The following is a 16597-nucleotide window of genomic DNA, read 5'->3' on the forward strand; positions in this document are numbered from 1 at the left end:
CGGAGGTTTTTTATTAAAAAATGTATTTACTTAAAATGTAAATTTATCAGCAAAGTATGCATCAAGCTCATCGATCTTCACACGTACCTGCTCCATAGTGTCACGGTCACGGACTGTAACTGCACCGTCATTCTCAGATTCGAAGTCATAAGTGATACAGAACGGAGTACCGATCTCATCCTGTCTGCGGTAACGTTTACCGATATTTCCACGGTCATCGTACTCACAGTTGTACTTCTTGGAAAGCTGCTGGTAGATCTTCTCAGCACCCTCGTTAAGCTTCTTGGAAAGCGGAAGCACACCGATCTTAACCGGTGCAAGCACCGGATGGAAATGAAGGACTGTACGGACATCGTTCTTCTCTTCATCCAGAACTTCCTCATCGTAAGCGCTGCAGAGGAAAGCAAGTACCATACGGTCTGCTCCAAGTGATGGCTCGATAACGTATGGGATATATTTCTGTTTCTTCTCATCATCAAAGTATGTGAGATCCTGGCCGGATACATTCTGATGCTGTGTCAGGTCATAATCTGTTCTGTCAGCGATTCCCCAGAGCTCACCCCATCCGAATGGGAAAAGGAATTCCACATCTGTGGTAGCCTTGCTGTAGAAGCTCAGCTCTTCCTTATCATGGTCACGGTAACGAACCTCATCATCCTTAAGTCCGAGAGCACTCAGCCAGTCAAGGCAGAACTTCTTCCAGTATGCAAACCACTCAAGATCTGTATCCGGCTCGCAGAAGAACTCAAGCTCCATCTGCTCGAACTCACGGGTACGGAATGTGAAGTTACCCGGTGTGATCTCGTTACGGAAGGATTTACCGATCTGGCCGATACCAAACGGGATCTTTTTACGGGATGTTCTCTGTACGTTCTTGAAGTTTACGAAAATACCCTGTGCAGTCTCCGGTCTTAAATATACAGTATTCTTGGCATCTTCGGTAACACCCTGGAATGTCTTGAACATCAGGTTGAACTGACGGATATCTGTGAAGTTGTGTTTACCACAGCTCGGACATCCTACCTCGTGTTCTTTGATGAAGTCCATCATCTTCTCCTGGGACCATGCATCTACGCTTCCCTCAATGGCAATGTCATGCTCTGCACAAAAGTCCTCAATGAGCTTATCTGCACGGAAACGCTCGTGGCACTCTTTACAGTCCATAAGAGGATCAGAAAATCCGCCAAGATGTCCGGAAGCGATCCATGTCTGCGGGTTCATAAGGATTGCACAGTCAACACCTACATTGTACGGAGACTCCTGAATGAATTTCTGCCACCATGCACGTTTTACGTTATTTTTAAGCTCTACACCGAGATTTCCATAATCCCATGTGTTTGCCAGGCCGCCGTAGATCTCGGAACCCGGGTAAACAAATCCTCTGGCTTTTGCAAGAGCTACGATCTTTTCCATTGTCTTTTCCATGATTTCTCTCCTCTTGACTTGCAGCTGTTCCGCCAAATGCGTCCGGAAAGCTCCGGAAAAAGCTGCTTTTTTACATTTTTGGTCTTATTATACTAGTATCCTCATGATTTTTCAAGGATATTTCCATTTGCATTGCTTCCTGTCCTGCTTTTGAAAAATAAATCGTTACGGTTATTCCGCAGCCGGCAGTGATCTATCTCATTAATTCCAGGATCTCCAGACTTTTAAACCGCTTGTCTGTATTCAGCTCCGTATACCGGTAAATGTGGCGTTCCAGTTCCCGCAGCACATCATCCCGCACTGTAAACGTATACAGCTTTGCCAGGGGGGACACGGCTATGTAGCGCATGGCATACAGGGCTGCCTCTGAGATCCGTTTCCGGTCCATGGCCATCCTGCTGCAGTCCGCACACAGGATCCCGTGCTCATCCTGGGAGAAAAAAAGCTCTCCATTTTCTTCTTCCGTAAGCTCTCTCCCGCAGCCTGCACACTGAAACAGCTGCGGCATCACGCCCTGGATCACCATGGTCCGCAGTTCATAGATACAGCGCACCAGCCGGTCTTCAATATGGGGATTCAAAATGGCTTTGATGGTCACATAGAGAAGATTCATCATCTCCTTCTCGTCTGTTCCCTCTTTACCAAAATAATCCGCCAGTTCTAGAAAATAATATCCGTAGTAAACTCCCGGCTGCTGGGTGGCCAGTTCCACAAAATGATGCTGTACGCTGACCTGGTTGAGATTATAACTTGTCCTTCCCTCATAAAGGGTAAAACTTCCGAATACAAACGGATTGGCTGCTGCCATAAACGGACTGTTCTGCCGCCTTGCTCCCTTGGCAAAGGCGGAAATCTTTCCCCTCTCTCTTGTGAGAAGGACGATCCGCTTGTCATAGTCGCCTACCGGCATGGCAGAAAGCACCACTCCCTGTACGGTAATCAGATCACTCATTTTCAGATTTCTTTCTTATCATATCCAAAGTTCTTGATCAGGAAATCACTGTCTCTCCAGTTCTTAGTCACCTTGACCCAGAGCTTTAGGTTTACCTTTGCTTCCAGCATACGCTCCAGCTCATAGCGGGCATTGCTTCCGATCTTTTTCAGCATGGCACCCTGTTTTCCGATGATGATGCCTTTGTGGGAATTACGCTCGCAGATGATGGTCGCATCAATATCTATGATGTTGCTTCTTCCCGGACGTTTCTTCATCCGGTCGATGGCAACGGCGATTCCGTGAGGGATCTCCTCATCCAGTGCATGCAGAGCCTTCTCACGGATGATCTCTGCGGCGATCTGGCGCTGAGGCTGGTCGGTAACTGTATCCTCATCATAGAACATCGGTCCGTACGGAAGATATTTGAAAATACTTGGAATGATATCCTGTGTGTTTTTTCCGCGGAGGGCAGAGCAGGGAATGATCTCTGCAAAATCACAGATCTTACGGTAGGTATCGATTGCAGGAAGAAGCTCTTCTTTTTTTACCGTATCGATCTTGTTGATGATGAGAATCACAGGAACTCCAACCTTCTGTAGCTGCTCGGCAATGTGGCGCTCTCCCGCACCTACGAATGTGGACGGCTCCACCAGCCACATAATGGCATCTACTTCCTTCAGGGTTCTCTCCGCAACCTGTACCATGTATTCTCCAAGCTTGTTTTTTGCCTTGTGGATACCTGGTGTGTCCAAAAATACGATCTGTCCCTCATCACAGGTATATACGGTCTGTATCTTGTTTCTGGTTGTCTGTGGCTTGTTTGATGTGATGGCGATCTTCTGTCCGATAAGATGGTTCATCAGCGTGGATTTTCCAACATTCGGTCTTCCGATGATCGCAACAAAGCCTGATCTAAAATTATTATCCATTCTTTATCCTCTCATAATCCTTTCACAGCCTGCTATCCCATTTAACGGACAGCAGGCTTTGTTTCTCATCAGCCGATCAGTGGCTTCACTTCCATGAATACATCTTCCGCCTTCTCTATTGCAGTCTCACTTCCTACTACGCAGATCTGATCATCGGAAAGTACTGCTTCTACAAGAGCTGCCAATTTCTGGATATCCTCCTTCTGCGCTCCGAGGATCTGATTTCTTTCCTTCTGGAGCATATCCTCTGTAACATTGGAGAAATATGCGGTTTTTGAGATACTTCCCTGCATCTGCGGAGTTCTCGGCACATCCTTGTTGCTGATCGTTCCGATGATATATTTTGTCATCTCACGCTCGTCTGCCTCAAAGGCACGGATATAATCCGGCACTCCCTGGTATACTTCCAGGGTTCTCTTTAGATGGGGATCACGGTAGGATACCAGGAAGCTCTCTCCGTTTCTCTTAAAGCCGCTCATGCAACCATACGCTCCACCCTTTACACGAAGGTTGATCCAGAGATAATCGTAGCTTAAGATCACTTTCAGGATCTCCAGTGCACCGGTATACTCCAGGCCTTTTTTGCGGAAGTTTCCGTTCTGTGCCACATACTGTACCTGACCAGATGTCTTGAAGGCTTCGTTTTTCTTTACGCACGGGGCCTGTTTCACGGGCTCCGGTTTCTGTCCATTAAACAGGACTTTCTTAATTTCGGCAGCCTGTGTTTTCACTGTATCCAGGGACTCTCTCTCTCCGGTGTAGCTTACACAGAAATTCTCCGGACGAAGAACCTCCTCCATCACTTTGCGGAGATTTTTTACGATCTCGTCCTTGCAGCTATCAAAATCTTTTTCCAGTTTTTCGATAAACTGATAATATCCGATCCCTGCCATCTCATCCTGGAAGGCAGCCATCGGGGATGCATAGGAAGCACCGCGGAGAACGGCGGTGGAATGGCCTGCACTTGCAAGGCTGGCCTGGGCTCTGGATTTCACTCTGGCAATGATCTCATAGAGACGTTTGGTGTCTGTAAGTTTGGAAGTTGTAAGAACTTCACGGATCATGGAGAACATGAAATCCATCTCCGGATACAAAGCTTTGCCTCTTACAGCAAACATGGCACGGAACGCATCGGTATCCTGCGCATCATCAAAAACTTCGATTCCATAGGAAATGCCGCCGGTTCTTGCATTCACCTCATTGAACAGTTCACCATAACTGTAGTTTTCTGTATCCACTGCTCCAAGCACAGATTTTAAAAGTCCCAGATAATGGACAGTATTTACATCAAAGTCATGGATCTCAAAAAGAAGATCTGCATAACCGATTCCATTGGTGCATACATCATGATACAGAAACAGGCTGTCATCTACGTAATGTTCCTCATTTGTCAGTCCTGTGATCTCTTTTTTGATATCTTCTCTGGAAAGCATCGGGATACAGGTCAGTGCTTCCGGATCTTCCTCGGATTCCTGATAAGCTTCCAGGGCTTTTGTATTCTCTACCATCCGGGTAAGCTCTTCATCAGAAAGGCTCTTTCTGTAATTCTCCAGTTTTTCTTCCAGTTCTTTGTCTCTCTTAGCAGCAAGGCCTTTCTCCGGTACCAGGGAAAGGATCGCGCCATGGGTATTATCCAGAAGATATTTACGGATCAGATCCTCAAAATATCCCTCTTCCAGAGCTTTTTTGAGGAACTCAAATCCCTCAAGAAGCTGTACTTCACAGAACGGCTTTGTATCGTCATAAAGCCAGCTGCTTAAAATATCCAGGCCATACATCAGTCCCTTCGGATAGGAAGAGAAATCTGCCTCACGGAAACGGAATTCGTAGTAGTTGATTCCGGCTGTTACTGCCTTCTTGTCGATACCTTCCTCCATGATCTTTGTGAGGGTGTCACGGATCACTTTGACAAATTCCTCTTTCTGGCTTAAGTTGGCTCCCTTTGCCACGATGGAGAAATAGGTCTGTTTGATTCCATCCTCAAAGGAGCCATAGATATCCTTGCCGATCTTTGCATCCAGAAGTGCCTGTTTCAGCGGTGCACCCGGTGCGCTTAAAAGTGCGTAATCCAGGACTTCGAAAGCAAGACTTAAGTTGATATCTGCTGCTTCACCCACAACCATATTGTAGGAAAGATAAGTGTTATCCTCTTCTCCTTCGTCCTCTGACACCGGATAATTTTTCTGGATATCTTTTACCTGGGCAAAAGCTTCCTGATCCCGGATCTGGGAATCAATGGCAAGGGAATCAAAGGCAGACAGATAATGGCTGTCAATAAACTCCAGTTTCTCCTCCATATCCATGTTTCCATAGAGATAGATAAAGCTGTTGGACGGATGATAGTACTGTCTGTGGAAATCCAGGAATTCCTCGTAACTGAGATCCGGGATATTTACAGGATCTCCGCCGGACTCACAGCCATAGGTGGTATCCGGGAACAGGGAATTCATGATCTCACGCTCCAGAACATCGTCCGGTGAGGAAAAAGCACCTTTCATTTCGTTGTAAACAACACCATTGTACTTCAGCGGTCCTTCTTTCTGTTCCAGATGATAGTTCCAGCCCTCCTGGCGGAAAATCTCCTCTTTTTTGTAAATGTTCGGGTAGAACACCGCATCCAGATACACATGCATCAGATTCTGGAAATCCCGGTCATTACAGCTTGCTACCGGGTAGCAGGTCTTATCCGGATAGGTCATGGCATTAAGGAAGGTATTAAGAGAACCTTTTACCAGCTCCACAAAAGGATCCTTAAGCGGAAATTCCCTGGAGCCGCACAGTACGCTGTGTTCCAGGATGTGGGCAACACCGGTGCTGTTCTTTGGCGGTGTACGGAATGCAATGTTAAAAACTTTATTCTCATCGCTGTTCTCGATGAGCATGACTCTGGCTCCTGTTTTTTTGTGTTTGAGAAGCCATCCTTTGGAATGAATATCCTGAAGATCTTCTTCCTTCAGGACTTCATATGCGTTCAGATGATTGGGATTCATAAATTAGTAACCTCCTGAATGTTTCTCTTCACACCCGACATGGATCTTCGTTCAAAAAAATCTCAGAATATTTTATCGGATGCATGGCAACAAAAGGCTGCCTGAGTAGTCAGACAGCCTGAAACGGAAGCGCTCCGGCCTCCTAAATGTTTCCTTCGTTGGGATAATACTGCCTGTAGATCTCTCTGGCAGCTCTTGTGATGATTCCAAGCTCAGCTTCCATTCCAAGATTAGCCGGAAGCTCCACAGCTGTTTCCCTGATGTCTCTCTGGACCTTGGCCTTCGCACTGTCCTCCTTGATGTGGATCAGGCCGAAAATCATTGTGTTATAGGATTTATCTGTCTGACAGAGATCCATGTAGACCAGAACCAGATGACAGCATTCCCGGTAAAGAAGCTCCTCATAAAGACCGCCCTTTTCCTGGAACTCCTGAAATTTCAGCTTCTTAAGATACTTGCCTATCTCTTTCTTCGCACTTCTTGTGCCAAAGAATCTGGAAGCGGAATTCCGGTTAAACTCCATGGTCATCCAGAGACCGAGATAACCGTCTGCCCTGGTATCACCAGTCTCAGCTTTATCGCTGTAACGGATCTCCCAGAGTTCCTTGCGGATCCTGTTTTCTTCCGGTTCTTCTCCTGCTGCAATGGACTGCTCCAGAAGCTTCAGGCGCTCCATGGGATCTTTCTCTCTATAGTATTTCGCAATTGTTGGTGTATCCATTCATTCTTCCTCCTGATATCTGAATATTATATCAGACAACCTGCCAAAAATACACCCCTATCTGTGATTTCGAAGCTTTTTCCCAGGGCTTTTCACTTTTTTTCCGCGGTTATCACATAGATATACATTGCGGATATACCACAGGGTCTTATCCTCTCCGTATTTATCCAGGATCCGGAGAAGTCCCTCCAGCTCTTTCTTTGTCTGTGGATGGATAAACCACAGCTTCTCCTTGCTTTTCAGAAAATACTGCAATGGTTCATGATAGGTATATTCCTCTCCCAGATAGTTTCTGGATGCACTGATCCGATCCATGACCATTTCCGCCACATATTTTCTGGGCATTCTGGCTCCCATGATCACATGCTCACCGTCAAGGGAATAGTCTACCCAATGTTCAAAATGGTGTCTGTTTCTTCCCTTATGGTGCAGCCAGGACATGGATACGCCGGTTGCCTCACGTTCTGCGTTGTTGGGGCTTCTTGTCCCCTGATAATATTTACAGCCTACCAGAAATTCCGTCGGGGAATATTTGGACAGGTCATGAAGCAACCCCTGCTTATATAACCCGATACGAAAACAATATTTCATCACCAGAAGCTTATGCCTCGTGATGGTCCTGAAGTGCAGCCACGGGTGCCATGATCGCATCTTTCTCCGCCTCCTGTCTGCCCAGCAATACCACAATGGCGCGGGGTCCTATTTCGATTGATTTTTTATATTCTTCTTCCTCCTCCAGACAGAATCCTGTTCCGTAAAGAGAGGTATCTGCGATTTTTTTCCAGCACATGCCTTCCGGGAGATTGGGCAGAGCAAGGCTCCGGTTTTCCCAGTGGAAATTATAGCCGATGTAAATAAAATCATCCTCTGCAGCCTCCAGATCCTCTTTTTCCCTTGCATAGGCTCCGTAGTACATCATACCAAGAAGCCTGCTGGTATTCTCATAGCTCAGATACCAGGCACGTTCCCCGTGAAGAGACACATCCGGGAACCCCTTGGTCAGATAATCTACCCCTTTCAGTTCCACCGGCATATGAAGAACGGGATGGGCCTTACGAAAAGCAATGGCATCCTTTACAAATTCCCTCAGTCCCTGGTTTCTGGAAAGGCCCTTCCAGTCTGTCCAGCCGGTAGCATTATCCTGACAGTAGGCATTATTGTTTCCGCTCTGGGAATTGCCGAATTCATCACCGTGATAGATCATGGGAACACCCTGACTCAGCAGCATCATCAGAAAGGCATTTTTGATCTGGCGTTCCCTCATCTGACGGACGGAAACCTTACGGGTAGGGCCTTCCACACCACAGTTCCAGGAATAATTATAGCTGCTTCCGTCCTGATTGCCCTCGCCATTGGCCTCGTTATGTTTATAATTGTAGCTCACCAGGTCATTCATGGTAAATCCGTCCTGGCAGACCATGTAATTGATCACTCCATGATTCTCGCTGTTATGACGGATATGCCATGCTGCAGCCTCCACCATACCTTCATCGCTTTTCAGGAAACGGCGCATATCCTGGAGAAAATTCATATTGCTCTCCGCTCCGCAGCGTCTGACCGGAAGCTTTCCTCTGTAAAAATGATCAAAATCAAAGCCCTGGAAGATCAGTTTTGCTCCGGAAAGGATTCCGTCCCGAAGAAGCATCTCCCGGTTAAAGCCCTCTCCCAGCACATGAAATCCATCTACATGGTAAAAATCTCTCCAGAACTGCAGGGCTCGAAGAGCCATCAGGCTGTCTGTTTCCTCCGGAAAATAGAATTCCATGATACAGGCAATACCGTTCTTGTGCAGCTCCCGGATCAGATACCGGAATTCCTGCTCCGGTTCTCTGGTACTGCAGTAAGCACTCTTCGGGCTGAAATAAAAGCCGGAAGCATAGCCCCAGTAATTCACTATATTTTCCTTTCGGCGGGTCTTGATGTGTTCACTGCCTTCCTTCGGTTTACTGATCGGAACCTCACAGAATTCATAGGCAGGCATCAGTTCAATGGCATTGATCCCAAGTTCTTTCCAGTAAGGGATCATCTCTGTCAGGCCAAGAAAAGTCCCCTTATGGGAAACCATCTTTCTGGCAAGCTTCGTATAACCACGGACATGAAGCTTGTACAGGATCATATTTTCATATTCTACTGCCGGTGCAGTTTCATTTTCCCAGCCGGAAACATTCTCATTAAGGAAGCGACAGCGGACCTCCTTTTCCGGATCGTAAGGTACTCCGAAATGCTCTCTCCCGTGAAGTCCGTATGCATACGGATCCTGCACGATCTCACCGTCTATTTTATAATTATATTCAAACTCCTTCAGAGAAGCACTGCACAGCTTCAGCGCCCACACACGTCCTGTATGGAAATCCTTTGGAAAAACGATCTCCACCGGTGCGGCAGCTCCTCTTTTTTTATATAAAAGCAGGGATACTTCAGAATCCTCCGATGCCTCCACTGCAAAATTATAACCGCCCTCCATTTTGTTGGCTCCAAGTATCAGCGGCTGACCTTTCTCCACTCGACCTAATCTGCGGCTTGCCAAGGCAACTCCTCCTTTTCTCTTTTTATTATTCAAATCCATAGAAATCCTTTTCGCCGGATCCGTCACAGATCAATATCCAGCTCAACCGGGCAATGATCGGATCCCATGATCTCTCCGTGGATCTTCGCATCCTGAAGCTTTTCTTTCAGGGAAGGGGAAACAAGGAAATAGTCGATACGCCAGCCGGCGTTCTTCTCTCGTGCACGGAAACGGTAGGACCACCAGGAGTAAACGCCCTCTTTATCCGGATAAAAATAGCGGAATGTATCAATAAAGCCACTCTCAAGGGCTCTGGTAAAGCAGGCTCTCTCTTCATCCGTAAAGCCTGCATTTTTGCGGTTGGTCTTCGGGTTCTTGAGATCGATCTCCTGATGTGCCACATTAAGGTCGCCACAGCAGATCACCGGTTTCTTCTCCTGCAGTTTCAGGAGATAAGCCAGGAAATCCTCTTCCCATTTCATACGATATTCCAGACGGCGGAGCTCACTCTGGGAGTTGGGAGTATATACAGTCACAAAATAATACTCATCGAATTCCAGCGTGATGACACGTCCTTCTTTATCATGCTCCTCTATCCCGATCCCGTAAGCCGCAGATAATGGCTCCCTCTTCGTAAAAATGGCTGTACCTGAATAGCCTCTGCGGTTTGCGTAGTTCCAGTACTGATGATATCCGGGAAGTTCCAGTTTCACCTGTCCCTGCTGGCATTTCGTCTCCTGCAGACAGAAAATATCTGCATCCAGCTCATGAAAGCGTTCCTCAAAGCCCTTGGTGATACAGGCCCGGATCCCATTTACATTCCAGGAAATAAATTTCATATTTTTATATTTTCTCCTCATTTTTTCGTCATATTTTTATTATATCTCACATTGTCGGATTAAGCAAAAAATATTTTGAAAGTTTTCTCAGGCTCTCAAATATTTTGTTGCTGTTCTACGTCATATCTGTTAAAATGTTCTCTATATCATGCAGAGCTGCCCTCTTATTTACAGGCAGCAGCAGAACGGAGGATTTTTTTATGAATGATGAATTTAACAAAAGCGGATGTGCACCAAGCGACTGCGCTTCCTGCACAGCTAACTGCGAAAGCAAGGTAGATGAAGCACATCATACCATCACCCTGACTATGGATGATGATACTGAGGTAGAATGTGCCATCCTTACTATTTTCCCTGTAGAGAACAAAGAATATATCGCACTTCTCCCACTGGATGAGAACGGCCAGAATGAGACCGGTGAGGTTTATCTCTACAGCTTCTCCCGCACAGCAGACGGCGATCCGATGCTGGCAAACATTGAAGATGATGAAGAGTACGACGCTGCCGCAAATGCCTTTAACGCAGTCGTGGAAAAAGCACGTGCAGACGAGGAGGCAGACGCACCTCTCAGCTAAACAGTACATTTATCGGAAAGCAGTAACTACACAAAACAAGCCCGGAAAATCGGATGTATGTGGTCTTCACACCTCCGCCTTCCGGGCTTTTGTTTTATTTTGTGGTACTTCCGAAGCCGCCGTTTCTTACTGCATCTGCATCGTCATCCACGGTGATTCCGTATTCCACAAAGATCCCCTGCATAAAACCGGTTCCTGCCGGGATCTGGATCGTTTTATCTTCTCTTGTATCGTTAGTCAGCTTGGCAAAGATATGACCTTCGTTGTCGGAAAAGAAATAATCGCTGTCAATGATTCCCACTGTGTTATTGAGCTGCAGCCGGAATTTAAATCCCAATCCGCTTCTCGGATAACATTTCAGGACCCAGCCCTCTTCCATCTCTACACGGATACCGGTCGGGATCTTTACGATCTCACCTGGCTTCATGGTCACATCCACAGGTGCATAAAAATCATATCCTGCACTTCCGGTCGTAGCTCTCTTCGGAAGCTTCAGACTGTCATAGATATTCCGGATCTCCTCTTCTGAATACTGTTCAAAGGTATCCTTCCAGTCCTTTGCAAACTGTTCAAAACTTACCTTGTGAAATTTCGCAATTCTTTTCATTTTTCGTTCCACTCCCAATAGGTAATTTCAAAAAAACCTCTGATCACTCCGTGTACAGAACCACACGGTTCTCACGAAGTGACGCCTGTACATCGATCACCCTCTGATTTGAGGAGCCTTTCCATTTCAGACGAACCTCTTTCTTGTCCACCTGAAATTCCCCGTCCACGCATACATCCAGATAATGGATGATCTCGTACTGCTGGATTTCTTCCCAGAGAGAACCCGTATACAGCCAGATGGTCTTATCCGGATACTTCTCTCTGATCTCTCTTGCAAGAGCTGTTACCTCAGCGATATTGGAAGGATGCAGGGGATCTCCTCCTGAGAATGTGATCCCGCTGATATAATCCTTGTCCAGCTCTGCAAATATCTCAGCTCGCTCGCTGTCCGTAAATGGGAGACCTCCGTTTGGATCCCAGGTAATTGGATTCTGGCACTCCCGGCAGCCGTGTGAACAGCCGGCCACCCAGAGTACTACACGAAGTCCGTCTCCGTTTAACATATCGTCCTTGGTAATATTGTGATATCTCATCATTTATGCTTCTTCCGGTACATCCTTCATGCTGAAGCTGATTCTTCCCATCTTGTCCTTGCCAAGGCAGATAACCTTAACTTTGTCGCCAAGTGTGAGAACATCCTCAACACGGTTGATCCTCTGTTTGGAGATCTTGGAAATGTGTACCATTCCCTCCTTGCCTGGTGCAAACTCAAGGAATGCGCCAAACTCTTTGATGCTGACTACGCGTCCTGTAAAGATCTGTCCTGCCTCAAACTCGGTAGTGATGATCTCGATCATACGTTTTGCTTCATCCATACCCTTCTGGTCTGTTCCGCAAATGGAAACTGCGCCGTCATCTGTGATGTCGATCTTCACACCTGTACGCTCGATGATCGTGTTGATGGTCTTTCCTCTCTGTCCGACTACATCACCGATCTTCTGCGGGTCGATCTGGATCTGAATGATCTTCGGAGCAAACTCACCAACGCTTGTACGAGGCTTGTCGATACATTTCTCCATAACTTCTGTCAGGATATATTCTCTTGCCTCTTTTGTCCTGCGGATCGCCTCCTCAACGATCGGTCTTGTAAGACCATGGATCTTGATATCCATCTGGATCGCTGTGATTCCGTCATGTGTTCCGGCTACCTTGAAATCCATATCTCCGAAGAAGTCCTCAAGGCCCTGGATATCTGTAAGAACGATGTAATCATCGTCTGTTTCACCTGTAACAAGTCCACAGGAAATACCTGCAACCGGTTTCTTGATCGGTACACCGGCAGCCATCAGTGACATGGTAGATGCACAGATACTTGCCTGGGATGTGGAACCGTTGGACTCAAATGTCTCAGATACGGTACGGATTGCATACGGGAACTCCTCTTCTGTAGGAAGTACCGGTACCAGTGCTCTCTCAGCAAGTGCTCCGTGGCCGATCTCACGGCGTCCCGGTCCTCTGGAAGGTTTTGTCTCACCTACGGAGTAGGACGGGAAGTTGTAGTGATGCATATATCTCTTGGATGTCTCAAACTCATCCAGTCCGTCAAGACGCTGTGCCTCTGTAAGAGGAGCCAGTGTGGTAACGGTACAGATCTGAGTCTGTCCTCTTGTGAACATGGCAGAACCGTGAACTCTCGGGATGATGTCTGTCTCCGCAGCCAGCGGACGGATCTGTCTGATCTCACGGCCGTCCGGACGTTTGTGATCTTTGAGGATCATCTTGCGGACAGTCTTCTTCTGGTACTGATATACAGCCTCACCGAGAACGGCAAGCCACTCTTCGTTATCTGCAAAAGCTTCTTTCAGCTTGTCTGTGATCTCGCTGATATTATTCTCACGTGTCTGTTTGTCATCGGAGAATACGGCAACCTCCATCTCTTCCGGAGGAACGATCTTCTTGATCTCATCAAAGAGTTCCTGCGGTACTGCACAGGACTCGTAGGAATGTTTCTCTTTTCCGCACTCAGCTACGATCTGGTCGATGAATTTAATGATCTCCTGGTTTACTTCGTGAGCCTTGTAGATGGCTTCGATCATCTTGTCTTCCGGAATCTCGTTGGCTCCGGCCTCGATCATGATAACTTTCTCTCTTGTGGAAGCTACGGTAAGCTGAAGGTCAGAAACTGCCTTCTGTGCAAGTGTCGGGTTGATGATGAACTCGCCGTCGATCATGCCAACCTGTGTGGTTGCACATGGGCCGTCAAATGGGATATCAGAAATACAGGTTGCAATGGAAGAACCAAGCATAGCCGGGATCTCCGGATTGCACTCCGGATCAACAGACATAACCATGTCTACCAGTGTTACGTCATTTCTGTAATCCTTCGGGAACAGTGGACGCATTGGGCGGTCGATAACACGGGATGTAAGGATCGCATGTTCGCTTGCCTTACCCTCTCTCTTGTTGAATCCTCCCGGGATCTTTCCTACTGCGTACATTTTCTCCTCATACTCAACGCTTAACGGGAAGAAATCGATCCCTTCTCTTGGCTCTTTGGATGCGGTAGCAGTAGCAAGGACCGTAGTATCACCGTAGTGCATAAGAGCAGCACCATTGGCCTGTTTCGCTACACGTCCGATATCTACAGTCAGTGTTCTTCCTGCAAGTTCCATGGAATAACTTTTGTACATATTCGTTCTCCTTTTCTTATTATATTAATATCTGACAGGAGCCCGAAACAACTGAAAAGACCACTTCCTTTGAAAAAGATCTCGACCGGAAATGGGCTTTTCAGTAGTCTCGGAAATCACTCCTGCGGTAATTCCGTCTGTGTTTATCACACATGTTAAAATGGGGCGGATGGAATCATCCGCCCCTCCCGTAGCAATTATTTTCTTAAACCTAATTTCTCAATCAGTGCACGGTATCTTTCGATGTCTGTTTTCTTAAGATAAGCAAGAAGGCCACGTCTCTGACCTACCATTTTCAGAAGACCTCTTCTGGAATGATGATCTTTGTGGTGTGTTTTAAGGTGCTCTGTGAGCTCCTGGATTCTTGCTGTAAGAACTGCAACCTGAACCTCCGGTGAACCTGTGTCACCCTCTGTTCTTGCATACTCTTTCATGATCGCTGTTTTCTTCTCTTTAGAAATCATTGTTGTTTCCTCCTTGAAATTTTAATTAAACGCCGGGTATTAAGAAGTGGTCGGAGTCTCCGGCTTCTGAATACTGGCTTTTTTCACCTCGAACAGTATAGCACACGGTTCCTGACCTGTAAACTGTTTTTTTGAAAAGTTTTTACCGGAAATTTTTACTTTTCGAAGCTTTGAAAATAAGCCTTGCCTTTTTCCGCGTCTTTCATAAGCTGTTCTTTCAGAGCTTCTATGGAAGAAAAACGTTTCTCCGGTCTGGAATAATGAAAAAATTCCACTCTGCAGGACTCTCCGTACAGGTCTTCCTCACAATCAAAGAGATAAGTCTCAACACCCAGGAATTTCTCCCCCACCGTAGGCTTGTATCCTACATTGGTGATTCCTTTAAGGCTTCTGTCCTTAAAATGGGACACTGTATCGTAGACCCCGTTTGGAGGCATCAGCTTTTCTTTCGCCGGAATAATATTGGTTGTCGGAAGAAGAAATTTATGTCCCATTCCTCTTCCATGTTCGATCACTCCATCCACAAAAAACGGAAAGCCCAGAAGATCATTGACCTTTTCCATATTACCTCTTTTCAGTTCCTCACGGATAAAGGTACTGCTGATCTTTCGTTTTCCTTCCATTTCTTTTGGAATCACATCCACCGAAAAGCCAAGCTTCTTTCCCATCTCCCGGAGAAGTTCCGGATTTCCCTTGCGTTCATATCCAAACCGGAAATCTTCTCCTACGGCAACGTGTTCTGCCTGAAGATCCCCCACCAGAATCTCTTTAATAAAAGTGTCTGCTTTCATGTGGCGGATCCTGGCATCCAGCGGGCATTCGATCAGAACATCCACACCTGCATCCTCAAGAATCCTGCATCGTTCTTCTTTTGTAAAGATCATCTGGCTTCCGATTCCCAGGGAAAAGAGAACTGTCTGAAGTCCCTTTTCTTTTTGCTCCAGAATTCTTTCCACCAGTTTCCGGTGTCCACGGTGTATGCCGTCAAATTTTCCAAGTGTTACCGCACTCCCTGACAGGCGCGGAAATTCTCCGTCAATCTTCAAGTATTCCATATCTGCTCCTGCAAGTTTTTGTAAAAAATTTATACAAAGAACATGCGGACGGGAACATATTTCTGTTTTCTTTCATCCCAGCCGTATATTCCTGTGAAGTTTCCGCTGCTTTTATACATCCGGACTTTTTCTTCCCTGCTGCCGCCCTGTACCAGTTCTTCCGGAACTGGATTTCCATTACCAAGAAGCCTGTCTCCTTCCGGTGTACAGATAAGCGCCGGATACATGGAAAGTACATCTTCAATAGAAACGATTTTTTCGCCGATGGTTCCGTTGGCAACCGCTTCTTCCACCTGGGAAAGTGTCATGCTCTCTTCCAGTGTGAAATTCCCGGACTGGGTCCGAAGAAGCTCTTCCATGGCACCGCCACAGCCTAATTTTTCTCCGATATCATTGCAAAGTGTACGGATATAAGTTCCCTTGCTGCAGGTAACGCTGATACGTACCAGCGGGAGGTCCATATCCAGTATCCTTATCTCATAAAAAACCACAGGGCGCGGTTTGCGCTCTATGGTTTTTCCTTCTCTGGCCAGCTCGTAAAGCTTCTTTCCGCCCACTTTCAGAGCGGAATACATCGGCGGAACCTGCATTTGTTCTCCCACAAAAGAAGCAACCGTTTCCCGGACTTCCTCTTCTGTAACCGTTACCGGTTTCTCGGAAAGAATGGTTCCTGTCATGTCCTGGGTGTCTGTGGAAACGCCCAGCCTTAAAACTGCCTCGTATGTTTTTTCTTTCTCTGTAAGAAGCTCTACCAGACGGGTTCCTCTTCCAAGAGCAACAGGGAGCACTCCCTCTGCTGCCGGATCCAGCGTTCCCGTATGGCCAATCTTTTTCATGTGGAGAATTCCACGCAGCTTTGCAACTACATCATGAGAGGTATAACCTTTTTCCTTTCGGATCACAAGTATTCCGTCCATGAT

Annotated in this window: 15 protein-coding genes; 1 reads left to right on the forward strand and 14 read right to left on the reverse strand. The window is 46.7% G+C overall.

The features are described from left to right. Positions 1–30: 30 nt before the first annotated feature. The 8 genes from G5B12_RS07300 to G5B12_RS07335 form a co-directional block, all read right to left on the reverse strand. Positions 31–1425, reverse strand: a complete 1395-nt coding sequence (locus G5B12_RS07300) for a glycine--tRNA ligase (protein ID WP_092069375.1) — start codon at positions 1423–1425, stop codon at positions 31–33. A gap of 193 nt (positions 1426–1618) precedes the next feature. Further along, positions 1619–2377 carry a DNA repair protein RecO gene (recO, locus tag G5B12_RS07305; RefSeq protein WP_021977465.1) on the reverse strand — a complete coding sequence of 253 codons (759 nt, stop codon included), beginning with the start codon at positions 2375–2377 and terminating at the stop codon, positions 1619–1621. A gap of 2 nt (positions 2378–2379) precedes the next feature. Next, a complete protein-coding gene (gene era, locus G5B12_RS07310; RefSeq protein WP_015525809.1) occupies positions 2380–3288 on the reverse strand; it encodes a GTPase Era in 909 nt (302 codons plus the stop codon). Positions 3289–3356: 68 nt separating this feature from the next. Further along, a complete protein-coding gene (locus G5B12_RS07315) occupies positions 3357–6278 on the reverse strand; it encodes an insulinase family protein (RefSeq protein WP_174087987.1) in 2922 nt (973 codons plus the stop codon). Positions 6279–6420: 142 nt separating this feature from the next. Further along, on the reverse strand, positions 6421–6999 hold the full coding sequence (locus G5B12_RS07320) for a DUF6553 family protein (protein ID WP_021977108.1): 579 nt from the start codon (positions 6997–6999) through the stop codon (positions 6421–6423). A 57-nt stretch (positions 7000–7056) separates the two neighbouring features. After that, entirely contained in the window at positions 7057–7650 is a 594-nt protein-coding gene (locus tag G5B12_RS07325; RefSeq protein ID WP_021977109.1) for a DUF5662 family protein, read from the reverse strand. Continuing rightward, complete coding sequence (locus G5B12_RS07330) at positions 7601–9526, reverse strand: Type II secretory pathway, pullulanase PulA and related glycosidase (protein ID WP_244096060.1); 1926 nt, start codon at positions 9524–9526, stop codon at positions 7601–7603. The genes G5B12_RS07325 and G5B12_RS07330 overlap by 50 nt, the downstream gene beginning before the upstream one ends. Positions 9527–9588: 62 nt before the next feature. Beyond that, positions 9589–10344 (reverse strand): exodeoxyribonuclease III, encoded by a 756-nt coding sequence (locus tag G5B12_RS07335; RefSeq protein WP_015525806.1) that lies wholly within the window; start codon positions 10342–10344, stop codon positions 9589–9591. A 200-nt stretch (positions 10345–10544) separates the two neighbouring features. On the opposite strand from G5B12_RS07335, the gene G5B12_RS07340 reads away from it, so the two are divergent. Further along, a complete protein-coding gene (locus G5B12_RS07340; RefSeq protein WP_174087988.1) occupies positions 10545–10919 on the forward strand; it encodes a DUF1292 domain-containing protein in 375 nt (124 codons plus the stop codon). 94 nt (positions 10920–11013) lie between these two features. On the opposite strand, the gene G5B12_RS07345 is transcribed toward G5B12_RS07340, so the two are convergent. The 6 genes from G5B12_RS07345 to truB all read right to left on the reverse strand — a co-directional run bounded on the left by G5B12_RS07345 (position 11014) and on the right by truB (position 16597). Further along, positions 11014–11526 carry a deoxyuridine 5'-triphosphate nucleotidohydrolase gene (locus G5B12_RS07345; protein ID WP_015525804.1) on the reverse strand — a complete coding sequence of 171 codons (513 nt, stop codon included), beginning with the start codon at positions 11524–11526 and terminating at the stop codon, positions 11014–11016. A gap of 43 nt (positions 11527–11569) precedes the next feature. Continuing rightward, a complete protein-coding gene (gene nrdG / locus G5B12_RS07350; RefSeq protein ID WP_044961222.1) occupies positions 11570–12061 on the reverse strand; it encodes an anaerobic ribonucleoside-triphosphate reductase activating protein in 492 nt (163 codons plus the stop codon). 3 nt (positions 12062–12064) lie between these two features. After that, a complete protein-coding gene (locus tag G5B12_RS07355; protein WP_114001447.1) occupies positions 12065–14158 on the reverse strand; it encodes a polyribonucleotide nucleotidyltransferase in 2094 nt (697 codons plus the stop codon). Positions 14159–14355: 197 nt separating this feature from the next. Next, positions 14356–14622 carry a 30S ribosomal protein S15 gene (gene rpsO, locus G5B12_RS07360; RefSeq protein ID WP_015525801.1) on the reverse strand — a complete coding sequence of 89 codons (267 nt, stop codon included), beginning with the start codon at positions 14620–14622 and terminating at the stop codon, positions 14356–14358. Between the two features lie 155 nt (positions 14623–14777). Then, on the reverse strand, positions 14778–15677 hold the full coding sequence (locus G5B12_RS07365; protein ID WP_118062596.1) for a bifunctional riboflavin kinase/FAD synthetase: 900 nt from the start codon (positions 15675–15677) through the stop codon (positions 14778–14780). Between the two features lie 29 nt (positions 15678–15706). Next, positions 15707–16597, reverse strand: a complete 891-nt coding sequence (gene truB, locus G5B12_RS07370) for a tRNA pseudouridine(55) synthase TruB (protein WP_417028713.1) — start codon at positions 16595–16597, stop codon at positions 15707–15709.

Origin of the sequence: Blautia sp. MSK.20.85, from assembly GCF_013317245.1 — a bacterium.
Classification (GTDB): Bacteria; Bacillota; Clostridia; order Lachnospirales; family Lachnospiraceae; genus Blautia_A.